The organism is Neisseria sp. P0020.S005 (assembly GCF_051957055.1).
Lineage (GTDB): Bacteria > Pseudomonadota > Gammaproteobacteria > Burkholderiales > Neisseriaceae > Neisseria > Neisseria subflava_A.
This window is the reverse complement of sequence record NZ_JBQCWV010000001.1, coordinates 193,161-217,180: the sequence shown is the minus strand read 5'-3', so window position 1 is coordinate 217,180 and position 24,020 is coordinate 193,161. Positions and strand designations below refer to the sequence as shown.

Here is a 24,020-nt window from a genome sequence, read left to right as displayed (position 1 = left end):
GTAGCCTACTGCCAATTTTACTTTCCTAACAACCCATTTTTCTCCAAATACTCCCGCGCTACGTTTTCCGCGCTTTCGCCTTGCACTTTCACGCGGTAATTCATCTCGCTCATTTCTTCTTCGCTAATTTTTCCCTCCAGTCGGTTAAGTGCGATCACAATTTGGGGATTTTTTTCGGCAAATTCTGCTTTCATCAATGGTGCCCCCTGGTAAGCAGGAAACAGAGAAATATCGTCTTTCAGCAAGCGCAATCGATATTGTTTCAATTCTGCATCGGTGGAAAAGGCTTCCACTAGGTCGATTTTGTCATTCAACAATGCCGTATAGCGTAAGGCAGGTTCCAAGCTAACAATATGTTTTAGCGTGATACCGGCTGCCTGCATGCCTTTATAGCCATCCGCTCGGTCGATAAATTCCAGTGAGAAACCTGCTCGGATATCAGACGCTACCTGCTTCAAGTCGCTGATTGTCTTCAGTTGGTGCGATGCACCGTAGCTTTCTTTGACCGCCAACGCGTAAGTGTTCTGATAAGACATCGGTGGTAGAAACTCTAGCTGATATTGTTCCGCCAATAATTGTTTGCCCCGTTGATAGGTTTCATCTGGCGACAGATGGCGGTTCTTCTGTTCAGTTGGTACTTGTACTAAGGCTTCCAGCACTGTGCCGGTGAATTCAGGATAAATATCGATTTCGCCACTATTCAGTGCGCTAAACAGGAAAGTAGTTTTGCCAAAATTAGGTTTGACTGTGACTTTCACGTTCGAATTCTCACGTTCAATCAATAATTTATACATGTTAATCAGAATATCCGGCTCACTCCCCATTTTGCCGGCAACCACCACGTTTTTTGTGGCAGGTGTAAATGAAATCTGAGACAGACCGAGTGCGCCGAAGCCCACCGCCAATGCAAGAATAATCGGCAACTTGCGTCGCGATTTCTGCAACAGCCCGATAATGCCGCTTACACCGACAGCCAATAACGCGGAGAGCAATGCGCCGGTAAACGTCATTGTCATGTTGTTGCGGTCAATGCCGAGCAGAATCAGGTTACCCAAGCCACCTGCGCCAATTAACGCCGCCAGAGTTGCCGTGCCGACAATCAGCACCGCCGCCGTGCGAATGCCCGAAATCATGGCAGGCAAAGCCATCGGCAGCTCAATCCGCCATAATGATTGCCAGCGCGATAGTCCGAATGCAGTGTATGCATCTTGAATCGATTGGTCGATTTGGGTCAGCCCCAAATAGGTATTTTGAAAAATAGGCAACAGCGCGTATAGCGTGAGCGCAATCAAGACGGGAGGCGAACCGATACCGACAAACGGAATCAGCAAACCCAGCAGCGCCAAAGACGGAATGGTTTGCAATATATTGGTAAACTGCAATACCGCTTCCGCTACCCGCTGTCTGCGCGCAAACAACACGGCCGCAGGCACCGCAATTGCCACTGCCGCGAGCAAAGCCAGGCCGGAAAGCCATAAATGCGTAAGCAGCATTTGCCAGAGTTCTGCCGGGGTAACATTTAGGGATGAGAACATAGTTTTAATTGTTATGGTTAGTATGTTGAATAATAGATGTTTATGTTTGCTTTACAGCAAGGTATTAGCACCTTGAAAGAGGTTTCAGACGGCCTTCACCATCATAACACTGCCCTTCTCACAGCTTCCTGTCCCTGTTTATCCAACCGTAAGAATTGGTGGATGATGCGTTCGGCATCGGGTGCATCGGCAGTGGAAAACAGCGATTGCACATAATCATTTGCCGGCTGCTTTTTGATTTCTTCAGGTGTGCCGATTTGTACCAGTTTGCCATTATGCATTACACCGATACGGCAAGCGAGTTTGGCGGCTTCCTGCATATCATGGGTAACGAAAACGATAGTGGTGCCAAATTTTTGGTGAATCATGGCAATTTGATCTTGCAGCACGGTGCGTACAAGCGGGTCAAGTGCGGAAAACGGTTCGTCCATCAGCAGAACTTGGGGCTTGGCTGCAATGGCTCGCAAAATACCGATGCGCTGCTGTTCACCGCCGGAAAGTTCATGCGGATAGCGGTCGCGGTAGTGCGCAGGGTCAAGTTCCACCAACTCCAATAATTCATTCACACGCGTTTTGCGTTCGGCTTTCGGCCAGCCCAGTACGTCAGGCATGAGTTCGATATTTTCCGCGACGGTCATGGTGGGAAAAAGCGCGATTTGCTGCAATACGTAACCAATTTGGTGGCGGAGCTGGCGGATGTCGTAGTCTTTAATCCGTTTGCCGTGCAGATAAACGTTGCCATCGGTCGGTTCAATTAGCGCGTTAATCATGCGTAAAGTGGTGGATTTGCCGCTGCCCGAGCCACCTACCAACACGAAAAATTCACCCTGATAAATGGTCAAATCCAAATCGCGCACAGCATATTTGCCGTCATAATGCTTGCCTACGCCGCAAAATTCGATAAACGGAACAAGATTATTTTGCATATTGTGCCTTTACTACGTCTTCAAAACTAAGCGGTGCGCGTCCCAACAACTGAGGCAGGTCGTCTGAAACGGTAGCAAGCTCGCCTTTGGCAATGGCAGTGTAGATAGAAATCCAGGCTTCAATCTGCCAATCGGGCGTGTCAGGATACTCAGCTTTGCGGCTGGCGAAGGCTTCTTCCACAGTTTCATTGTGGTAGCAGTGCGGTTTGCCGGTGATTTCGGTTAAGACGGCGGCTATTTCAGCGAAGTTTAATGATTGGGAACTGGTCAGCGTGTAGGTCTGATTGTCGTGGCAGTGGTTGCCGTATGCGATGTCGGCGATAACGTTTGCCGCTGCTTGGGCGACATCGCGCTGTGAAACGCAGGCAACTCGCCCATCATCAGCAGGACCTGCGATGATGCCGTCTGCGTTGGCAATGGTTGCCATCATCTCGCTGTAAAAATTGTCGCGCAGAAAGGTGTAGCGCATATTTGTTTGCCGGATTGCATTTTCGGTAACCGCATGAGTGCACGCCAGCGTGAAGGTGCTGTCCAACGCCGCTTGAGCAAAAGAGAGATAGACAATACGCTTCACGCCCGCTTCCGAAGCAGCCTGCACCAAAGTCAAATGCTCCTGTTCGCGCATTGGACTTTCGGCGGCGGACACCATAAACAGCACGCCCACCCCGTTTAATGCCTGCTTGGCAAGCTCCAAATCGCCATAGGCAAACCGTCGCGCCTCGCAGTTCGTGAGATTGGGCGCTTTGGCGGGGTTACGCAGCGGCAGAATAAGCGGCAGACCACGTGTGTTCAGATGACAGGCGACCATACCGCCGATGTTGCCGCTGGAGCCAGTGATGGCTAGATTCATGTTGTTTTCCTTATGCGTTTTCTAAAGAGATAGCTTTGCCGTTTACAGGGTTTCTGTAAAACCATGTGCATGCTGCTTTTTGAGTTTCAGGTAGACTGAATAGATTCAAGGGATGGTTTATTGATGGTTATTATTGTAGCAGTTTTCCTACATACGATAAGCCGCGAAAGACTTACTTGATTATTAAGCTGAATAATACCGCAGGGCGATTTTTCAGGTATATTACGACCAAGCAGATAATGGAAAACAGGCAGACCCCGACTATATGCGCTGGCAGCCTGTTGCAGTATGGTATGCCTACCTGCGCTACAAAATCGGCAAAAACCTGACTACCGAACTGGTGGGTAGCAATCTGACCAACCGCTACGACCTCGACCCAATGAGCCGCTCCTATCTGCCCGCACCGGGTAGGACAATACGCATTGGGATAACTGGAAAATGGTGATGATCAATTAATCATTTTGAGAGTAAAAAGCCGTCTCAACATTGGGTTTCAGACGGCTTTTTACATGATGGCTTAGTTATGCCCTACTCTTTCATGTTATATGAAGGTTGAAGCTAAATTGCATAATTTTTATATCTTCTGCTTTGGAAGCAAAAAGGCTGCTTGAAAATAAAAGGTCTATATTTCAGACGGCCTTTACTTTATAGCAAACTCGAAATTTAAGCCACGAAATCCAAACCTATATCCAACGAATGGCTGCTGTGGGTCAGATAGCCGAGAGCGATGCCGTCCACGCCGGTTTGTGCCACGCGTTTCAGGCGGTCGAAGCCGATGCCACCCGATGCTTCGCAATAGACGGTGTGGGGGTGGGCGGTTTGTGTGTGGCAGCGGTTTGCCGCTTCTTTCAAGGTTTCGTCATCCATGTTGTCCAGCAAAATCCGTTCCGCGCCCGCCGCGATGGCTTCGTCCAGTTGTGCCAGCGTGTCCACTTCGATTTCCACGCAGGTCAACGGTCCGACCGCCTGCTTTGCCTGCCGTACGGCTTGGGTGATGCTGTCACAATAGGCAAGATGGTTGTCTTTGATGAGCACGGCATCGTCCAAACCCATGCGGTGGTTCACGCCGCCGCCTGCTCTGACGGCGTATTTTTGCAGGACGCGCAGCAGGGGGATGGTTTTGCGGCTGCACACGATGTCTGTACCGTATTCGGCGACTTCGGCGACGGCACGCGCGGTGGCGGTGGCGATGCCGCTTAAGTGCGTGAGGTAGTTGAGCGCGGTGCGTTCGGCGGCGAGCAGGGCGCGGGCGTTGCCTTCGACGGCAGCAAGCGTCTGACCTGCGCGGACGGTTTGCCCGTCTTGGATTTCGGCTTGGAAGCGGACGGACGGGTCCATCGTCTGAAAGGCGAGGCGCGCCAAGTCCATGCCGGCGATAACGCCGTCTTCGCGGCTGACGAGGAAGAGTTTGGCGGTTTTATCGGGGGCGATAACGGCGGCGGACGTAATGTCGCTACGCCTACCCAAATCTTCGCTCAAGGCTTGTTCCACCATGGGGCGCAACAGGGTGTCGGGCAGGGGGAAGAGGGTGTTTTCAGACGACATGGGGTTTCCTTTGTTGAAAAAGATGGATGTTGCACCGATGGGGTAAAACTTCATTTTATAGTGGATTAACAAAAACCAGTACGGCGTTGCCTCGCCTTAGCTCAAAGAGAACAATTCTCTCCGGCGTCATCTGATTATTTTGAAATTGCCATTTCAATGACTTGCTCAACATAGTTGTTTTCCAAATCAATTACGTCTCCTTTTCTTTGTTTTGATATTTTTAATTCGTCATACGCGTAAAAAATAGCAATTTTTTTTCCCTTCACAAAATAAATGTCTGTCGGATTTATTCATCATATACATACTTTCATTCCTTACGATGCCTTCACCATCTATAAAACTAAAACTATTCGGTATGTTTCTTCTTTCCATTCCTGCCTCATATATTGACGATATTACTCCGGAAACGCTTCTGGTGATAATCTGTCCGGAATCAATATTAGCCCACCATTCATCCGACGCAAACAATCCTTTGTCTTTTTTGATGCCAAAGATACTTTCGTCATTCAATGACAGTAATCTTGTATCTTCAATATGCTCCTTCTTTTTTCTATTTTTCATATCTTTTTTAAAATCATAAACCAAATACATATCATCATCTAAATTTAAATAGCTCATTTTATATCTCTAATTTTTTCAAAATGAATAATCTGTTTCTCAAAAGCTTCTTTGCCGCCAGATTTCCCCAGCCCTGTATTGACTACCCCTTTTCCTTTATTCACATGTGGTTTTCCTTGGCCTTCAAGCTTGAATTGCACTTGTGTTTTTTCAGTCCATCCCTTATTTGTGCGAGGTAAATCTGGAAAAAGTTTGCCTGTGGCTGAGTTGCCTGTGGTGCCAATCTTTTTTAAAACTTCCATAGTTCCTGGTAAGGTGTTCAAACACCAAGTGAATCGGTTCCGTACTATCTGTACTGTCTGCGGCTTCGTCGCCTTGTCCTGATTTTTGTTAATCCACTATAGGTCGTCTGAAAACGGGCTAACGGCTGCCCAGCGGCAGTCCAATGTCCGAAATCAGCCTGTCGGGCAGGACGTCGTCGCGGAAGCGGTAAAGCTGCGCGGGACGGCCTTTGCTGCCCGATACGCCGGTATCCGACGGCTCGATAAGGTTTTGCTGCTGAATCTGGCGGCGGAAGTTTTGCTTGTGCAGCAATCTGCCGCTGATGGCTTCGACGCTGTTTTGCAGTTGCAGCAGTGTAAATTCGGGCGGCATCAGTTCAAAAATCACGGGGCGGTATTTGATTTTGGCGCGTAGGCGGGACAGAGCGGTCGCCAACACGCGGCGGTGGTCGTGGCGCATGGGCTGCCCCGTGAGCGCGAAGTCGAAGTTTGCCTGCGGCTCGGCGGCTTCCGCTATCAGGCCGCTTTCATACAGCATTTCATAGCGTTGCAAAACGTATTCTTCCGACCAGTTTTCCGGCTCGACCCCCCAACACAAATGAATGCGCTTGAGCCGCTTTTGGCGCACTTCCTCCGTGTCCGCCGAGTTTGCCCAAATGCGCAGGCGGCTGACGATGGCGTCGCGCTGCCCGCCGTCGGTACGCAAATCTTCCCACGGAAAATAGCCGTAGCAGTCCTGCCATTTCGCATCCGGGTGCAGGATGCTGTCGGCCGCCTCGCGCACCAGCCCTAGATAGCTGACGTATAAGACAGGCAGGCCTTGTTCGTTTTGGCGGCGCGTATCAACAAACGTATAAAGCTGTTCCACATAGCCCATGGGCTGAGATGTCTGCTTGGCGACCCACATCCTGACTCCTGCTTGCAGAGAGTGGCGAAGCGGTGCAAGCAGGCCATTGGGTAATAGCTCTCCTTTGGCAACTGTCAAAACCCTCAAGCTGCCGTTTGTAATGGCGATCAGTACAGGAACCAGCTCGACGATACTTTGCGTATTGGCTGCTGTTTCAGGATAGGCATCCATGCGTGGCTTTCATTCAAGAGAAAACCTTATTGTAAACCAAAGCGGTTTTCAGACGACCTTGCATATTATACTCAAGTTGAGCATAATATAAAAATATTTCAAAATATAAACGGCAAATCTTTATGCCGTCTGAAAAACCAGCCATAAGGAAGTCTCATGCAAACCGCCGCCCGCCGCTCGTTCGATTACGATATGCCCCTCATCCAAACGCCGACTTCTGCCTGCCAAATCCGTCAGGCGTGGGCGAAGGTTGCCGACACGCCCGACCGCGAGACGGCAGGTCGTCTGAAAGACGAAATCAAGGCCTTGCTGAAGCAAAAAAACGCAGTCTTGGTGGCGCATTATTATGTTGATCCGCTGATTCAGGATTTGGCTTTGGAAACAGGCGGATGCGTGGGCGATTCGCTGGAAATGGCACGCTTCGGCGCGGAACACGAAGCCGATACGCTGGTGGTGGCGGGCGTGCGCTTCATGGGCGAGAGCGCGAAAATCCTCTGCCCTGAAAAAACGGTGCTGATGCCTGATTTGGAGGCGGAATGTTCTTTGGATTTGGGTTGCCCGGAAGAGGCGTTTTCGGCGTTTTGCGACCAACACCCCGACCGCACGGTGGTGGTGTACGCCAACACTTCCGCCGCCGTGAAAGCGCGTGCCGACTGGGTGGTAACGTCTTCGGTAGCGTTGGAAATCGTGTCGTATCTGAAATCGCGCGGCGAGAAGCTGATTTGGGGGCCTGACCGCCACCTCGGCGACTACATCCGCCGCGAAACGGGTGCGGATATGCTGCTGTGGCAGGGTTCGTGCATCGTCCATAACGAATTCAAAGGGCAGGAACTGGCGGCATTGAAGGCGGAACACCCCGACGCGGTGGTGCTGGTTCATCCCGAATCGCCGCAAAGCGTCATCGAACTGGGCGACGTGGTCGGCTCGACCAGCAAACTGCTCAAAGCCGCCGTATCGCGTCCCGAAAAAAAATTCATCGTGGCGACTGATCTGGGCATCCTGCACGAAATGCAAAAGCAGGCGCCCGATAAAGAGTTTATCGCCGCACCGACGGCGGGCAACGGCGGAAGCTGCAAAAGCTGCGCGTTCTGCCCGTGGATGGCGATGAATTCGCTGGGCGGTATCAAATACGCCCTGACAAGCGGACACAACGAAATCCTGTTGGACAGAAAGCTGGGTGAAGCCGCCAAACTGCCTTTGCAGCGTATGCTTGACTTCGCGGCAGGACTGAAGAAAAAAGATGTGTTCAACGGCATGGGCCCCGCCTGATTTGCCGTCCATATTGCCGTTTCAGACGACCCCTCAAACAAGGACAACACCATGCAAACCGATTGCGACGTATTGATTGCCGGAAACGGGCTGGCGGCACTGACGCTCGCCCTGTCGCTGCCTGAATCGTTCCGCATCGTCATTTTGTGCAAAAACCGGCTGGACGACACCGCCAGCCGTCATGCGCAAGGCGGGATTGCGGCGGCCTGGTCGGGAGAGGACGACATCGAAAAACACGTTGCCGATACTTTGGAAGCGGGCGCAGGTTTATGCGACGAAGCCGCCGTCCGCGCCATCCTGTCGCAGGGCAAACCGGCAATCGAATGGCTGCTGGCGCAGGGCGTGGCGTTCGACCGGAATCCTGACGGTCTGCACCTGACGCGCGAAGGCGGGCATACCTGCCGCCGAATCGCCCACATCGCCGACTACACGGGCGAAGCAGTCATGCAGAGCCTGATTGCCCAAATACGCCACCGCCCGAATATCCGCGTTTGCGAGCGGCAGATGGCGTTGGATGTTCAAACCGAATCGGGCTCAGCGTGCGGACTGACCGTCCTCGACCGCCGAACGCAAGAAACCTACAGCATCCGCGCCCGCCACACCGTACTCGCAGGCGGCGGCTTGGGGCAGATTTACGCCGCCACCACCACGCCGCCCGAATGCACGGGCGACGCCATCGCCATGGCGATACGCGCAGGCTGCGCAGTCGAAAACCTCGAATTTATCCAATTCCACCCCACAGGCTTGGCAAGGTCGTCTGAAAACGGACGCACCTTCCTGATTTCCGAAGCCGTGCGCGGCGAAGGCGGCATCCTGACCAACCAATCGGGCGAACGGTTTATGCCGAATTACGACCGCCGCGCCGAACTTGCGCCGCGCGACATCGTTGCCCGCGCCATCGCCGCCGAAATCGCCAAGCAAACGCAAGACTTCGTCTCACTCGATATCAGCCATCAACCTGAAGAATTTGTCCGCCGGCATTTCCCGTCCATCCATCGGCACTGCCTGTCCCAATGCGGTTTGGACATCACGCACCAAGCCATCCCCGTCCGCCCCGTGCAACACTACACCTGCGGCGGCATCCAAACCGACCCCTGTGGCAGAACCTCCCTGCCGCAGCTCTACGCCTTAGGCGAAACCGCCTGCACAGGGCTGCACGGAGCCAACCGCCTTGCCAGCAACTCCCTGCTAGAATGCGTCGTGACCGCCAGGCTTGCCGCCCAAACCATCGCGGACGGACAAGCGTTCCAAACCGAACCATTCCAAAGGCCGTCTGAAAGCCCCCCCGCCGAAACAGACATCTTTTCAGACGGCCTCCAAAACGTATTCAGCCGCCCCACCCTGCAAGCTTTCAACCAACGCCATCTGGGCATCATACGCAACGATACCGACCTACGCCGCACCATCGCCCAACTGCAGTTTTGGAAGCAAAACCAAGCCGAGCCATACACCGCATCCGAATACGAAAACCGCAACCTACTCGAATGCAGCCTCGCCGTCGCCCAAGCCGCATACAGGCGGAGACAGAACATTGGCGCGCATTTTAATAGTGATTGTTAAAACTGATAGAGACCTTTGCAAAATACCCCTCTTCCTTATTTCCCCCATATGGGAAAACCACCTATCATCATTTTCTCATACATGAGATTCAACTATTAACAATGAAATTCCCATTTCTTGCTCTATTTGACTGAAAAAAGATACTGCGATTTTCTTTGCTTCTTGATAATTAATTACCATGGCAATACTCCAAATTGAAAATGTTTGAAGGTAGTAAAATTGACTTCGCCTCCTTTTTGTATTTGCCTATTAATATACCTTTTTGGACAACTGCGCTTTATAGCCCGCACAAGATCGGCACATTAAATAAAGGCCGTCTGAAACGGTTTTTCTGTTTTCAGACGGCCTCTTGGCTCAAACCGTGAGAACCGCATGCGTGCGTTCCGCACACATCCTACTTGTTGAGTTTAGGTTTCATATGGGCCACGGCTTGCTTTCCAAATATGCTTTTATTTCATACATTAGATTATTTATATTAGGGGAAACTACATTTCCTGTTTTTCCTATTACAAGTAGACAATTATATTTTATTGCCCAGTCAATGGTTTTCTGAATAAATTTAGTATAATCAAATCTTAAATCAAGTTCACACTCTATATCATCTGGCCAAACGGTAAGACTATTACCAAAATTATCACAAAACATGATTGCATCTTTATCCCAAGACTCTTTCGATTTAAGCTTTTTTTTTGCTTCATTTATTATTGATAATAATATAAAATCATTATTGATAAAGTAATTTTCAAAACTTTTATTCTCATTAAAATTCTGAAAACCATTAGATCGATACTCATCAAGTATGATATCTTTATTTGCATTAAATTTATTTCTGATAGCAGCTGATGGGATAAGGTAGTACCGATAATTCCAAATTGCCATTTTTATTTACTCCTATAACGAGGTCTATTAACATTACCTGATTCATTCAAGACATCAATAGAATTTTTCCAATTAGTATTAGGAACGGGAAAGTCAACTTTTTTAAATTTTAATTCACGTATCCTTCCAAGCAAGCCGTAGCCCGCATTAAACCTATGCAGGTAAGGTGTGTGCGGTACGCACGCTGGCCTTGAGTGTGATAAAAAAGATCGTCTGAAAAAAGTTTCCAGCTTTCAGACGACCTTTTGTCAAATATTATCGGCAGCGGCTCAATGCCAACTTTAAACCTGCTCCGATTTCTTCAGGACTGTTATCCAATGATAAAATTACATTATCTGCATCAATGGCATCCCACGCTTCCAGCTTGACATGGCGGCTCGGGCTGATTTTCAGGCAGCCGTTGTGCAGCCAAATATCCACGCTCATCATGTTTTTAAATAGGGCGCGTCTGGTTTTATAGCCCAAGTTCCCGCATAGATTGGCAACCCAATCCTCATAACGTGGTTTAAAACTTTCCTGTTTTAAAAAATCAATACGTTCAGCTTCGTTGTCTAACGTCCTGCTGTTCGCCAATGCTTGTAAGACTGTCGTGCCTAAAGTTCCATTGTCGGTATCCAATGGCAGGATATGAGGCGGATATAGGTGGTCTATTGCCGTTAACCCCAAGCCTGAACATGTTTGAACAATCAGAGCTTCTTCATTAGCATAAAAAACTGCCCAATAATTTTGGTCCTGTTTAAAAATCATTATTTGATCTCCGTAATTTTGACTGTAATGTTTCGATTTTTGCCATACTCTACCACACGTTGTAACTGCAATCTTTGCTCCTTATTAGTTTGTGCGGGTATGGCCAGATGGATTTCGCGCTGTTTGATCATGTCGGCCCCTAATGTCATACCCGAAAGGCTATGATGTTCAAAATTTGCCGTCTTAGAGTTGTGTCTACACCGCTTCGGATAATGGTTTTGCTAGCCGTGCTGCCGACATGGGTGTGGCGGTGGACTGCTTTTGTCTGATTGCTGTGGCGGCTTGTTGAAAGAAAGGCCGTCTGAAACCGTAGTTATTGTTTCAGACGGCCTCTTAGCTCAAACCCTGAGAACCGCATGCGTGCGTTCTGCACACATCCTTTTGTCAAGTAATATTAAGTGATAAAGCACATATGCCCAACCAGCCTTGTCAAGAGCTTCCAAAAGGCTGCTTGCGCAGCATGACAAGCTACTGCTTGTTTAATTGAAACTCTCCTGATCTAAGAATTCTAACTCTATTTCCCGGCAAACTATATCTATGATAAAACCGGTCGGAAGATCATACCTACCGCCTATCAATTCCAGCGTACCTCCATAATCCCAGATTTCATCATCCTGCTTTAATTCTCCAAGCTCCAAGGTATTATCGATATTTATATCTTGGTTCTCCGTAGCGTATCCATAGATAAATTTCAGATAGCTGAACTGCTTGAATTTAATTTTTACCCAGTCTGAATAATTGGGCATAGGGATCTCTTGAGGAAAGTCCGGATAATCCACACAATTGACGATAATATGAAATTCATCGTTTTTCAAAGTATAGTTTAATAGAGTGCCCTCATATATATACAGAAATTGATAATCTTTTCTTGGAATAGTATAAGTTGTCATATTATTTTACCTTTTCAAAAACAATGGTTTTAAGGACTGTTGAGTTCAAGTCGCTTCCATCACTCTTCTGAAATTTCAGTTGTTTAAACTCCTCCTTTAACGGACCATTATATTTTAACCTTAATCCCATTCGGGCCAGTTCTGTTTCATTTGGAATTCCTCTTAGATATTTATTGGTTACTGTGCCATTAATCACAATTTCTCCCCCCCTTTTTTGTAATACGTGCTGCTTCAGGAAGATAATCCATTATTGTAAATTTCCCTGCTGGTTTAGGGATATAAGGATTATTTGCGATAACTCTCGCCTGACTGCCTGTCGGTATATTGGGCATAAAGCGTGCATCTCTTGCAACAGCCATCGGATCTGATGGGCTAACTCCTACTGCTCCAGGTATTTGTACCCCTTTGCTGTCTGTAAACAGCTCTACTGTACCATTAGGTCTTATCTTCGGTACAGAGCTATCGGGCTTAGGCAACGCTTTTTGTTCGGTTACTCCGGCATATCTAACAGTTTTTCCATCCGGAAAAGTTGCTACTACACCGTTCTTATCTAATTTCGCAATTGTTCCTACAGGTAATATTTTTCCATTGGACAATACTTGCTGCTGCGTTAATTCGACTTTCTGATTGTTTATAAGAACGCTGCTTTTGAACGAGACCTCTTGACTAAGATCGTTAATCTGTTTGATACGTGGATTTTCTGGTGTGCTCGGATTGGTAATCTTTCCCAATTTGCGTGTAATCAGCGTTTCCAATCCCCATATAGCTAGATTTTTCGCATCAGATACTAACGGCGATTCGTATTCTATTGGTGTACCCAAAGATAGGACAACTTTTTTACCAAAATCGGACTGATAGGTTTCAAACAATTGCCGGCTTCCTTCTGAGGCCTGCGTATAACCACCGGTCATACCTGTCGCCGCAATAAGTCCACCGCCAACACAGCCAAGCCCGGTACTGCACAGACCTACGCCTGCAGCACCCGAACCGACAACAGTCGTTGCACCCAATCCCATATTGCCCGCCCCCTTAATTTTGGTGGCAGCCCGGTCGTAACTGCTGCGTATATCGTTCAGTCTATTCCAGTTTCCATATTCAAATGCACCCGTCCGCATCAATATATTTTTTTCCGCCACAAACTGTTTACCGGCATCTTGGAGGTTTTTCAGTCCCTTATAAAGAGGATCGAAGTCAGGTACGCCTTCCGCGCACCGGGTTAATGCACATGCAGCGGCTTTTAGGCGGTACTGTTCTTCAGCCGATTTACCTTTTGACAGTTTGTTAAGGATTTGTGTTTCTTTCGGATGCAGCTGCCTATTGTTCCAATCGACATTCGCCCCTACTGCCGCCGTGCCGACATTCCCGCCCGCCGCATAGCCGATGGCCGCCCCGCCCAGTGCGTTGACCGCCGCTTTGCCCGCCGGGCCGAGGTTTTCCGCCGCTTTGTCCAAATACGGTGCGGCAAGGGAAGTGCCGCCGCCGGCCAGTATGCCGCCGAGGTTGCCCGTCGTCAGTCCGCCTGCCGCTCCGTGCAGGATACTCCTGCCTATGCCGCCTTCTTTCCAGGTGTCGTAGCGGCTTTGGTTTTCGGCAAGGTAGGCGTTTACTTGACCGAGGGATGTGCGGATAGCGGCTTTTTCGGCTTCGCTGTCCGTATTTTGCAGTTTGGCCTCCAGCAGGGTTTTGGCTGCCTGATACCGTTCGTAACTTTGGGTATTGCCGAGTTTGTCGGAAACGGCTGCTGTGGTTTGGGCGGCGTTTTTGCCGAACTCCTGTGTTACTTCCCTTTGCAGGTTGATTTCTTTGGCCACCGCGTCTTTGTCGAAGCTGTTTTTCAGACGGCCTGAGTGTTGATCCGCAGTTTCGGTGTCGATGCCGGTGTAGATACGCGCTTCGGTTTCTTTGGTAGTCCTGCCTGTTCGGGCAAGTTGTCCCGCTTTGTCGGTGATGTGTATGTTGCGGGTGTTGATGCCGCTGCGGGTGGTGCTGTTTTTGCTGTCTCCGTCGCTGCCGTAGCCTACTGATGAACTTGCGCCGTTTTTATCGGCTACGCTTGTCAGGTGTTTGTCTTGAGGCTTATTTTGTGCGCTCTGCCCCAGTGTTTTGCCGCTTACGGCAACGTTGGCACCCAATCCAAAACTTTCGCCTTCGTATCGGCTGTAGTTTTGAATGTCGCTATGGGTGAGGGTGGCCGTCTGAAAGCGGTTTTTGCCTTCGTCTTCTGCGCTTTGGCCAGACGTGATGATGCCGCCTGTTAGCCGGGTGTGCCCGCCTACTTGCACATCAAAGCCATCATCACCCGCAAACAATCCGCTTTGTTCGCTCACGCTGCGGTGTTCGGCGTTGATTTTGCTTTGGCTGTAATCGCCTGAGGCGGATGCGCCATAGCCTACAGTTACTTGGGCGTTGATGTTTTGTTGGCGGCTGCGGTAGTCGGCGGTGTCTTGTAGGCTTTCTATATTGAAGTTGGTGGCGCGTACGGTGATGCCTTTGCCTGTTACTTGTGCGCCTTTGATGTTGGTGTCGCCACCGCTCACAATAACGGTGGGACTGCCTGCGCTGCCGACATGGCTGTGGCGGTAGGTGGTTTGTTCGGCACAGGTTAAAACCATATCGGCAGATTATTTCAGGCTGCGTAAACTGCTGGATAGACGCATTTATGAGCTATGTGCCAAACATTGCGGGAAGCAAAATGAATGGCACATTTCTCTGGAAATACTGCATAGAAAATCGGGCAGCATGGCAACGCTGCGCCGTTTTAGGCAGGCGATTAAGGAGTTGGTAGTCAGCAATGATTTACCCGATTACCGACTGACTTATGATGATAAGAAAGATATGTTGAAAGTGCGAAATCGGGATTTGTCTAAATTTCTCAAAAAATCACCATAGGCAGCCTGAAAGCATAAATTGAGGTTTTTCAAGCTGCCTAAATGTGTTTTTTAAAGCACCTATTTTTTATGGGTTGTAAATAATGCTGCACGTCCTTTATAAAAATCCAAGTTAAACAAATCAATATTAAAATGTTTGCAATATTCAGCAACCATATCAACCGTTAATCGCTCCTTTTTGATTCTTTTTTCATAACTAGCTAAATCCTCAAATACAAAAGGTTTTCCGCTTTGTTCAAAAGTTGTTTTACTGGTTTCTTTATGCACCATAATCGTTCTACTTTCTACTTCATATTCTGAAATTTTATGTGCGCCATTCTGCCAATGAAACATAACTGCACCAAATTCATCTTTCTTAAAATTTGGAGAAAGATATAAGCTGATATTCTCTACCCCCCATGTTTCGGATAAATAACCGGGTTGGTTAAATACCTCTGTACCTAAAGGCCCATTTTCCATATAGACACACCAATCAGAAACGGTCTCCAAAATAAGATTTTTGTCATGTAAAATCACACAAGGCTCTAACATTTTAATTTTATCTGACAAACTGAGTTCATCAGATAGTTTTTGGTGAGTTACCGTCCACCCCCATATCAAACCAAGCTCTTGTAATCTTTGCTCAAGGCGTAACACCATCTCATTAAATGGAATTTTAAAGAAACACAAATGAGTTGTATGAGGTTTATAATCTTGTAAAAAAAACTGTGGGTTATTCATAATCAATCTAACGTCCTTAAAATAACAATAGCATCTTTATCATTGCTGAATATTCTATCTGCGTGTGGTATTCCGCGCGATGAAGTGCTTCGATCGTACTCAATATACACCCTTTTACCTGATCGAAGGGTTGCTTGCAAATCTGGGCGACATATTCCTACGCGACAAAGATTTCCATTAACTTGTTTAACCTGTTGCTGATTAATCCTAATATCTGTCGCACCTAAATTTCTTAAATAAATTGCATCAGCTTGTACAGCTTGGTTTTGTGTTAAAGTTTTACCAATAGTTCTCCCTTTTAGATTTTTTGCTTCTGTTGGTATAGGATTAACTGCCCTATCCCTTGCAGTTCTCGCAATTGCTGGTCTTTGGTTGGAAGTTAATACGGTACCGCCTTTTGCTAAATGATTAATGACTACTTGGTCTTCTTTGGATAAACCATTTAACGAACTACTTAATGATGGACTACGTGGCGCTGGCAACGCCCTTTGCTCAGTTACCCCAACATAACTAATCTTTGTACCATTAGGCAAAGTTGCTTCCACTCCCTTGCCTGTTAGTAGTGCAATTGTCCCTGCCGGCAGGGTTGTCCCATTAGACAGATTCTGTGCCTGTGTGAGCTTAACGGTTTGATTAGGTATCAACGTTCCACTGGTAAAATCAAATGCTTTTCCATTTGGAACAATTGGTGCTTGTTTTTTTATCTCTGCTGCCAGTTGTGCAGCAGATAACTTACCTGCGCGGTACAGTTTATATTTGTTAGCCAATTTACTAGGGATACGTCCTGCTAGCTCCATTACTGGCAATTGATACCACATTAACCGTTGTTGGGTTGCATGATTGTATTCATATATTCTACCTGCATCGTAATCTCTCCCTTGTAAACGTAGCAGGGCTATACGGTTAGTCTCCATTTGTTGATCGTCTAGTGGACCCACTTCATCACTGGTAGACGAATCATAGACGTATCTCGGCAAGGAAATTATGCCTTTCCCAATTATCTTTGGATCATTATGTGCATCGTTACTGCTATCTTTATAGCCTTGTTCCATCCCTCTTCTAAAATCCGTTGAGGCATTACGGTTTTCAATCTGAATACTATGCAAGAATTTATTTATTTCGTTTTTGTTTTTATCGGTATAGGTACTAAATAATGTTTTTAAATTTCGGTCTTGATCTAAATATTCACGATTAGTAGCTGTAAAGAATTGATGACTTGCACCAAAATTATCTAGATAATGAAATCTAGATGTGTTTTGAGATAAAAACTGTTCTGCAAGTTCATTGCGTCCATGCAGTATTGCCCATTCGCTGTCCACCATCGCGGCAGCTGCGCGGTCTAGCTGAATTTGAGCCTCTCGGGGAGTTAAATTTAATCCTTTGTTTTTTAAATAGTTAATATATTTTTGTAGTGTATCTTTACTGTGTAACCACTTCACTTCATCAGGATGCAACTGGCGATTAAACCAATCCGCATTCGCCCCCGCAACCGCCGCACCCGTGCTTCCACCCGTCAGCGTACCAATCGCTGCGCCTCCTAGGGTGTCTGCCAGTAATTGCCCTGCGCCACCAAATTTGTCGCCTACTTGGTTTAAATAGGGTGCTGCTAGCGATGAGGTGCCTGCTCCTACTGCGCCTTGTGCATCACCTGTTAAGAGTGCTCCTACCCCTGCGTGGAGCGCAGCTCGCCCTAATCCGCCTTCCTTCCATGTGTTATACTCTGTTTGATGGTCGGATAGGTATTGGTCTGCAAGGACGATTTGTTGTTGCAGTTGGGCAATTTGCTCAGGGTTTTGCGCGTCTTTTAATTGCTCTTGTAAATTTGCTTTGGCGATTTGAATGCGCTCGTAGTTCTGTATATTGCCCAGTTTATCTGCTGTCCATGCAACAGTTTGAGCGGCAACGGGGGCAAATTGTTGTGAGACATTGCGCTGCAAATCCAGCTCGCTTTGCACTTTGTCCGCATCAAATCGGTTTTTCAGGCTGCCTGATTGTTGGCCGGCATCCTCGGTGCGGATGTCGGTGTACGCTAGTTGCGCGGCTTTGTCTGTGCCGTAGCCTGTTTTGGCGAGCTGTCCTGCCTCATCGGTGAGGATGATGTTGCGGGTGTTGATGCCGCTTTTTGTGATGTTGCTTTGACTGTCGCTATCGCTGCCGTAGCCTACTGATGAACTTGCGCCGTTTTTATCGGCCACGCTTGTCAGGTGTTTGTTTTGAGGCTTATTTTGTGCTCCCTGTCCCAGTGTTTTGCCGCTTACGGCAACGCTGGCACCCAATCCGAAACTTTCGCCTTTGTAGCGGCTGTGGTTTTGAATGTCGCTGGCAGTGAGGGTGGCCGTCTGAAAGCGGTTTTTGCCTTCGTCTTCTGCGCTTTGGCTAGACGTGATGATGCCGCCTTTGAGGTCTGTATGGTTTCCGACCTTGATTTGATAGCCGTCTTCTCCGGCATAAATACCGCTTTGCTCGGTTACGGAGGCATGGTCTGCTTTGATTTTGCTTTGGCTGTAACTGCCGCCTGCACTGAATCCGTAACCGACGGTAACTTGGACGTTGCCGTTTTGCTGTTTGCTCTGATAGGTTTCAGTATCTTGAACACTTTCTATATGCAGGTTGCGCGTATCTGCCTGTACGCCTTTGCCGATGAGCTGCGCACCTTTGAGGATGGTGGTGCCGCTTTGGATAAGGGTTTGGCTGCCTTTGTCGCCAATATGGCTATGGCGGTGGGTTACACTATCGCCATTGCCGTAGCCTTTGCCGACATTGCCGCCTGCGGTAAAGCCTAATGACCAGCCCCCTTGTCCGAATGATACGGCAGCACCTGCGTTCCAGCCTGCTGATTTGTTTTGGCTGCGTTCGGTGTTGCTTTGTTCGGCGGATTGCAGATGGATTTGCTTATCGGCAATCAGGCCGGTTCCTGCTTTACCTGAAACATCTGAGCCCGTGATGTTGATATTGGATTGTTCGCCTGCACCTTGTCATACAGGCTGGTTACGCTGGCTTTAAGCTTGTTTCATTTGTTCTTCGTAAATTTCTATTTTAGGCAATTGTGTCAGTTCAATAGGGCAAGTTGCTCCCCACCAAAAATGCTCTACATAAAACCAAGGATTATCTGGAAAATATAGCAACATCTCTTCCATATCTGGCCAAATTCTTCTTAATTCATCTACCTGTGTTTTTGGCGAACCAGTTAATATTTTTGGAGGATTTTCACGATAATCGCATAATTCAATAACACCATCTGATAAAAGTTCTTCCAAAAAATCAAAAAATTTAATTTTTAAATTTGGATCTTTGATATCCATATTTAAATAATTTTTATAAACACCAAAAATACTACCTAAATATTCACAATATTCTAAAAGATTATATTTTATCTTCGCATTCATAACGTAACCTTTATCTAAATTTTAACTCTAATCTTTGCCCACGTACTGAAGCAGGTCGATTCCTAAACTCAATTGTCCATTTTGCTCCAGTTTGTTCTCGGCTAGTTGAAAAATTTCTTAAAATGATGGTCGTTCCTTTCCAAGGTCCTGATGTAATAGTCGTAGAAGATAATTGCCCTTTATTCGGAATATTCCTAAAATCAAGCCTCTGACCTGAATATTTTTCATACAAATCAAATATTTCTCTTCTACTTACTTTAGAATATATCGGCATTCCATTTTTGCTGGCAGATGAATTTGGTCTGATCGTTTTCCTGAATGTCGTTCGGCGGTGTCTGTGGTTACGTTTGTATCAATTTCAGCTTTGGTTTGTGCCGCTGTTTTGCCTGTCAGCCGGATTTGTGCGGCTTCGTCTGTGATTTGAATGTTTTGGGTGTTGATGCCGCTTTTCGTGATGCTGCTTTGACTGTCGCTGTCGCTGCCATAACCCACTGATGAACTTGCGCTGTTTTTATCCGCTACGCTTGTCAGGTGTTTGTCTTGAGGTTTATTTTGTGCGCTCTGCCCCAGCGTTTTGCCGCTTACGGCAACGCTGGCACCTAAGCCGAAACTTTCGCCTTCGTAGCGGCTGTGGTTTTGAATGTCACTATGGGTGAGGGTGGCCGTCTGAAAGCGGTTTTTGCCTTTGTCTTCTGCGCTTTGGCTAGACGTGATGATGCCGCCTTTGAGGTCGGTGTGGTTTCCGACCTTGATTTGATAGCCGTCTTCTCCGGCGGAAATACCGCTTTGTGCGCTGATGCTTCGGTGTTCGGCGTTGATTTTGCTTTGGCTGTAACTGCCGCTTGCACTGAATCCGTAGCCTACGGTCACTTGGGCACCGGCGTTTTGTTGTTTGCCCTGATAGGTTTCGCTATCTTGTACACTTTCTATATGCAGGTTACGCGTATCTGCCTGTACGCCTTTGCCGATGAGCTGCGCACCTTTGAGGGTGGTATCCCCGCCGCTTCGGATAATCGTTTTGCCGGCCGTGCTGCCGACATGGGTGTGGCGGCGGGTCGCTTTTGTCTGATTGCTGTGGTGGCTTGTTGAAAGAAAGGTCGTCTGAAACCGTATTTGTTGTTTCAGACAGCCTCTTGGCTCAAACCTTGAGAACTGCATATGTGCGTTCCGCACATCCTACGTATTGAGTTTAGGTTTCATATGGGACACGGCTTGCTGTTGGCTTTATAGTCCTAACAGCTCTAGAAAATATTAAAGAACACATGTTTGATGCATCCTTAAACATAGATTTTATGTGAGATAAATTTCATTAATTATCATTTAAAATATAATCATATTTAATAATTATTTTTTCCATAATATTTTTTATATATCCTTTTTTAAATACTGATTCCTTAATAATATTATTATTTAAATATAACAATTTTTCATTATACTTATCGGATAAATACCAAATATTATCTTTTTCTTCAGGGTTATCAATATATTCTGTTATACAGTATTTCCAATATAAATAAGATTCTTCTTCTGATAATTTCATATTACGATAATGAACAGCATCGTTCAAAAAAATATATGCATTACAATAGTCTAAGTTAAATAAATTAGGACACTCTAGATTATCAATTATTGAAATAAACTGTTGTATGTTACGCAAAGAATTTGGTAAAAAAGTAGACGTATTTGGTAGTTCTTGAGGAATCATGTCTCCATTCACAAAAAATGTAAAAATCCCTTCGGAAAAATTTTCTGAACTCCATTCATCTATCTCCTCAATCCAAATTGCAAATTTATATGGATCCCCAAAAATCATTTAGAACACTCCTTGAATAAAATTTATTTTCCAGGAATACCCAATTTCCTATGCAGTTGGATATTAAGTTTATCAATTCTATTCCTGTTTAAGGTTCCTGCCCAGTGATACAAATTCCTGTTGTTATCAGCACCAACCAGTAAAGGATTGCTGCCGGTAACAGTCAACTTTATGTTTTTCAGATTGTGGACACCTGCAAAAAACGCGAAGAATTCGTGAAGGCTATAGTTTGCTAAAATATATTATAGATTCAATTGAAAAATAACAGATTCAACTGTACCTTTCTTATACCTGATTTCTTTAAAGTTTTTCCCATTATCAAAACTATAAAAAAGTCTCTCTTCCTCACCAGCATATCCCATTTCTAATACTAAACAATCTATTTCACAATTACTCCCTCCACTCATATATGCAGTATCAATAGAAAATATATTGCATAATTCCAGAGAATTATATTTATCTATATCAAATAGTTGCTCTCCAAAATCCAAACCATTGTTTCCACCTGCATAATACTTCTCTTCAAAGGATGATTTCAAACTATTAAAAACTGTATTTAGTGTAAAATACTCATATGGGCATATCTTAGGATATATATTCTCTCCTATTATTATCTGAATTTTTCCATAAATAAAACCATTACATTCAGAGTTTTTTTCCCATAAAATCCCAAATTTTCTTGTTGAATCCATAATAATATTCATATAAATCCTTATTTTAATAACTTATTCTTTTATTGCTCGGGGTATGCTTTTTTAATTCCTGCTTTTTGTTGACTTGTTAAGGACAAGGGATTCTTCTTATCGGATGTAGAACCAGCCCAATGCCAAGGTTCATTTTTCCTATCGCCCCCATATAACGATGAATATGTCCTTTATCATCAATTGCAAATCGCTGTTTACCAATTTGTACTGAACTTTCAATTAATTGAACTGAATTCTTTGGCTCAATACCAGCATCAAACTTAAACCCTAACTGACCAGGAGTATGTTTAGGATTAGATTTATAAGTAGTTTCACTAATCGTTTTATCTGGATTTTTAATTTTTATTGAGATAGCTTGAGGGACAGGTATAGAAGACCCTGCCCCCTGTCCTTTAGACGTACCAAAATCATTCTTTTGATGACTCTTCGACGCCAATGCCGTATCCGGAATCCTGTCCCCCTTCGCAACATTGCCATTTGCAGGAATACGGATATTCCCGACCCCTGCCAATAAGGGATCACTGCCGGTAACGGTCGGCTTGATGTTTCCCAGATTACGGATGCCTGCAAGAATCGGGGCTTTTACCCTCGGATTGGGGTTGACAAAGCTCGTCAGCCAGTCGGTAACGTTCAGCGCAAGCTCTTCGTTTTTCCGCTCTTCCTGCCTGATTTTGGTGTCTTTCGTCCCGCTGTGCAACCAGGTCAGGTTGCGGTATTCGGGTTTGTCCTGTCGGCGGTATTCCTCAAACAGCTTCGGATCGTTGTAGGCTTGCGGATTTCTTGCGCCGTAGTTGCGGTAGTCCCAAGTATAACCCAAGGCTTTGTCTTCGCCTTTCATGCCGATTGTGGAAATAACCGTTTGGTCGGTATAGCCGTCTTGGGAACCTTTATCCACCCAGCGCAGTATCTGCCTGCGGATTCTCATCGCGGCTTCTTGGCTGCTGATTTTTCTGCCTTCGCGTTTTTCAACTTCGCGCTTGAGATCATTGGCATATTTGTCGAACTAAGTTTGATTGGGCGGTTTCAGTGCATAAGGTGATGCAGGCTACTTTTTCTGATTGCTGTGGCAACTTGTCGAAAGAAAGGACGTCTGAAACGTTTTTTCTTTTTTCAGACGGCCTCTTAGCTCAAACCTTGAGAACCGCATACGTGCATTTCTCACACATCCTTGTTGAGTTTAGGTTTCATATGGGCTACGGCTTGCTAGTGGTGGGAAAGCAAGGGCAGCAAAGAATGCGGGCTGCACAAATAACCCTTGTCAGGCAAGGCAAAAAGGTCGTCTGAAAAAACCTGAATTTAGTTTTTTAGACGACCTTTTTCATGAGTCGGCTTCCTTAAATTTTTAAGGTGTGAAAAACGGAAGTTTTCTATTTCAAATTATTATCAATTTTCTAAACGATAATATCGTTTGGAAAAAAATGAATTCGCTTTAACTTCATAGCCTTAAATTAATTACCCAAAGAAGGCTTGACCTGACGATTTAATGTGGCTATGGTTTAATAAAAAATAACAATATCCCACATGCACACCGCAATGCTTTTCCCTCCTCCTTATAGAAAGGATATTGCAATGCCCTGCTTGACCCGTACGTTGCCTCGTCTGACTGTCTTCCTTCTGTCCACCTTCGCAGCATTCTCCGCAGCTGCACACGGAAACCACACACATTGGGGTTACACCGGACACGACTCCCCCGAAAGCTGGGGCGAGCTTTCTGAAGAGTTCCGTTTATGCTCTACAGGCAAAAACCAATCCCCCGTCAACATTACCGAAACCGTCTCCGGCAGACTGCCCGCCATCAAAGTCGATTACAAGCCGAGCGCGGTTAACGTGGAAAACAACGGCCACACCATCCAAGTCAACTACCCGGCAGGTGGCAATACCCTCAGCGTGAACGGACGTACCTACACCCTGAAACAATTCCATTTCCACGTACCCAGTGAAAACCAAATCAAAGGCCGCACCTTCCCGATGGAAGCCCACTTCGTCCACTTAGACGAAAACCGCCAGCCTTTGGTATTGGCAGTATTGTACGAACCTGGCAAAACCAACGACCGTCTGGCTCCGATATGGAACGTGATGCCGATGAAGGAAGGAAAGGTAAACCTTGACAAAGCTTTCGACGCCAGCACCCTGCTGCCGAAACGACTGAAATACTACCGCTTTGCCGGTTCGCTGACCACGCCGCCGTGCAGCGAAGGCGTATCGTGGCTGCTGTTGAAAACCTACGACCACATCGATCAGGCGCAGGCAGAAAAATTTACCCGCGCCATCGGCTCGCATAACAACCGCCCCATCCAGCCGCTTAACGCGCGCGTTGTCATCGAATAAACAGTAAAGCCGTAAATGAAAAGGTCGTCTGAAAACCTAAATTTGGTTTTTCAGACGACCTTT

The 24,020-nt window shown here is 46.6% G+C and carries 20 protein-coding genes and 5 pseudogenes; 5 read left to right on the top strand and 20 right to left on the bottom strand.

The features are described from left to right. Nucleotides 1–17: 17 nt before the first annotated feature. The 3 genes from ACTHTU_RS01045 to ACTHTU_RS01035 all read right to left on the bottom strand — a co-directional run bounded on the left by ACTHTU_RS01045 (nt 18) and on the right by ACTHTU_RS01035 (nt 3,311). Nucleotides 18–1,535, bottom strand: a complete 1,518-nt coding sequence (locus ACTHTU_RS01045) for an ABC transporter permease/substrate-binding protein (RefSeq protein WP_440361483.1) — start codon at nt 1,533–1,535, stop codon at nt 18–20. Between the two features lie 101 nt (nt 1,536–1,636). Next, a complete protein-coding gene (locus tag ACTHTU_RS01040; protein WP_070645209.1) occupies nt 1,637–2,461 on the bottom strand; it encodes an ABC transporter ATP-binding protein in 825 nt (274 codons plus the stop codon). Continuing rightward, nucleotides 2,451–3,311, bottom strand: coding sequence for an SDR family oxidoreductase (locus ACTHTU_RS01035; RefSeq protein ID WP_070645212.1), 861 nt, complete (start codon nt 3,309–3,311; stop codon nt 2,451–2,453). Before ACTHTU_RS01035 ends, ACTHTU_RS01040 begins: the two co-directional genes overlap by 11 nt. A gap of 262 nt (nt 3,312–3,573) precedes the next feature. On the opposite strand from ACTHTU_RS01035, the pseudogene ACTHTU_RS01030 reads away from it, so the two are divergent. Then, nucleotides 3,574–3,756: pseudogene (locus tag ACTHTU_RS01030) on the top strand (hypothetical protein); the annotation flags it as partial. Between the two features lie 218 nt (nt 3,757–3,974). On the opposite strand, the gene nadC reads toward ACTHTU_RS01030, so the two are convergent. From nadC to ACTHTU_RS01010, 4 genes are all read right to left on the bottom strand, one after another. After that, the gene (nadC, locus tag ACTHTU_RS01025; protein WP_070645217.1) at nt 3,975–4,856 is read right to left on the bottom strand and encodes a carboxylating nicotinate-nucleotide diphosphorylase; all 882 of its coding nucleotides are present in this window, start codon (nt 4,854–4,856) and stop codon (nt 3,975–3,977) included. 228 nt (nt 4,857–5,084) lie between these two features. Then, a complete protein-coding gene (locus ACTHTU_RS01020; protein WP_440361482.1) occupies nt 5,085–5,474 on the bottom strand; it encodes a hypothetical protein in 390 nt (129 codons plus the stop codon). After that, nucleotides 5,471–5,716 (bottom strand): hypothetical protein, encoded by a 246-nt coding sequence (locus tag ACTHTU_RS01015; RefSeq protein ID WP_440361481.1) that lies wholly within the window; start codon nt 5,714–5,716, stop codon nt 5,471–5,473. Before ACTHTU_RS01015 ends, ACTHTU_RS01020 begins: the two co-directional genes overlap by 4 nt. A 118-nt stretch (nt 5,717–5,834) precedes the next feature. Continuing rightward, on the bottom strand, nt 5,835–6,773 hold the full coding sequence (locus ACTHTU_RS01010; protein WP_440361480.1) for an NUDIX hydrolase: 939 nt from the start codon (nt 6,771–6,773) through the stop codon (nt 5,835–5,837). Between the two features lie 156 nt (nt 6,774–6,929). On the opposite strand from ACTHTU_RS01010, the gene nadA reads away from it, so the two are divergent. Beyond that, nucleotides 6,930–8,042 (top strand): quinolinate synthase NadA, encoded by a 1,113-nt coding sequence (nadA, locus tag ACTHTU_RS01005; protein WP_440361479.1) that lies wholly within the window; start codon nt 6,930–6,932, stop codon nt 8,040–8,042. A 51-nt stretch (nt 8,043–8,093) separates the two neighbouring features. Beyond that, entirely contained in the window at nt 8,094–9,602 is a 1,509-nt protein-coding gene (nadB, locus tag ACTHTU_RS01000) for an L-aspartate oxidase (RefSeq protein WP_440361478.1), read from the top strand. Nucleotides 9,603–10,016: 414 nt separating this feature from the next. Here the strand turns inward: nadB and ACTHTU_RS00995 are convergent, their stop codons facing one another. The 5 genes and pseudogenes from ACTHTU_RS00995 to ACTHTU_RS00975 form a co-directional block, all read right to left on the bottom strand. Continuing rightward, nucleotides 10,017–10,481, bottom strand: a complete 465-nt coding sequence (locus ACTHTU_RS00995) for a hypothetical protein (protein WP_440361477.1) — start codon at nt 10,479–10,481, stop codon at nt 10,017–10,019. Nucleotides 10,482–10,736: 255 nt separating this feature from the next. Beyond that, nucleotides 10,737–11,228, bottom strand: a complete 492-nt coding sequence (locus ACTHTU_RS00990) for a contact-dependent growth inhibition system immunity protein (RefSeq protein WP_107792553.1) — start codon at nt 11,226–11,228, stop codon at nt 10,737–10,739. Beyond that, a complete protein-coding gene (locus ACTHTU_RS00985) occupies nt 11,228–11,359 on the bottom strand; it encodes a hypothetical protein (protein WP_349267089.1) in 132 nt (43 codons plus the stop codon). Before ACTHTU_RS00985 ends, ACTHTU_RS00990 begins: the two co-directional genes overlap by 1 nt. A gap of 348 nt (nt 11,360–11,707) precedes the next feature. Beyond that, nucleotides 11,708–12,118, bottom strand: a complete 411-nt coding sequence (locus ACTHTU_RS00980; protein WP_440361476.1) for a hypothetical protein — start codon at nt 12,116–12,118, stop codon at nt 11,708–11,710. Between the two features lie 188 nt (nt 12,119–12,306). Further along, nucleotides 12,307–14,706: pseudogene (locus ACTHTU_RS00975) on the bottom strand (hemagglutinin repeat-containing protein); the annotation flags it as partial. Here ACTHTU_RS00975 and ACTHTU_RS00970 point away from each other — a divergent pair. Further along, nucleotides 14,702–15,007 carry a replication initiator protein A gene (locus ACTHTU_RS00970; RefSeq protein ID WP_440361475.1) on the top strand — a complete coding sequence of 102 codons (306 nt, stop codon included), beginning with the start codon at nt 14,702–14,704 and terminating at the stop codon, nt 15,005–15,007. The pseudogene ACTHTU_RS00975 and the gene ACTHTU_RS00970 overlap by 5 nt on opposite strands. Before the next feature lie 59 nt (nt 15,008–15,066). Here ACTHTU_RS00970 and ACTHTU_RS00965 read toward each other — a convergent pair whose 3' ends face one another. From ACTHTU_RS00965 to ACTHTU_RS00930, 8 genes and pseudogenes are all read right to left on the bottom strand, one after another. Beyond that, a complete protein-coding gene (locus ACTHTU_RS00965) occupies nt 15,067–15,726 on the bottom strand; it encodes a hypothetical protein (protein ID WP_440361474.1) in 660 nt (219 codons plus the stop codon). Nucleotides 15,727–17,705: 1,979 nt separating this feature from the next. Further along, a pseudogene (locus ACTHTU_RS00960) lies at nt 17,706–18,698 on the bottom strand (hemagglutinin repeat-containing protein); the annotation flags it as partial. Nucleotides 18,699–18,725: 27 nt separating this feature from the next. After that, complete coding sequence (locus tag ACTHTU_RS00955) at nt 18,726–19,112, bottom strand: DUF596 domain-containing protein (RefSeq protein ID WP_440361473.1); 387 nt, start codon at nt 19,110–19,112, stop codon at nt 18,726–18,728. 10 nt (nt 19,113–19,122) lie between these two features. Continuing rightward, nucleotides 19,123–19,386 (bottom strand): hypothetical protein, encoded by a 264-nt coding sequence (locus ACTHTU_RS00950; protein WP_440361472.1) that lies wholly within the window; start codon nt 19,384–19,386, stop codon nt 19,123–19,125. Nucleotides 19,387–19,424: 38 nt separating this feature from the next. Next, nucleotides 19,425–20,168 (bottom strand): annotated as a pseudogene (locus ACTHTU_RS00945) (hemagglutinin repeat-containing protein); the annotation flags it as partial. 253 nt (nt 20,169–20,421) lie between these two features. Further along, nucleotides 20,422–20,925, bottom strand: coding sequence for an immunity 42 family protein (locus ACTHTU_RS00940; protein WP_440361471.1), 504 nt, complete (start codon nt 20,923–20,925; stop codon nt 20,422–20,424). A 242-nt stretch (nt 20,926–21,167) separates the two neighbouring features. After that, nucleotides 21,168–21,629: a hypothetical protein gene (locus ACTHTU_RS00935; RefSeq protein ID WP_070644753.1), complete on the bottom strand. Its 462-nt coding sequence runs from the start codon at nt 21,627–21,629 to the stop codon at nt 21,168–21,170. A 29-nt stretch (nt 21,630–21,658) separates the two neighbouring features. After that, nucleotides 21,659–22,629: pseudogene (locus ACTHTU_RS00930) on the bottom strand (hemagglutinin repeat-containing protein); the annotation flags it as partial. A gap of 569 nt (nt 22,630–23,198) precedes the next feature. Here ACTHTU_RS00930 and cah point away from each other — a divergent pair. Further along, nucleotides 23,199–23,957, top strand: a complete 759-nt coding sequence (gene cah, locus ACTHTU_RS00925; RefSeq protein ID WP_440361470.1) for a carbonic anhydrase — start codon at nt 23,199–23,201, stop codon at nt 23,955–23,957. The last annotated feature ends 63 nt before the right edge of the window (nt 23,958–24,020 follow it).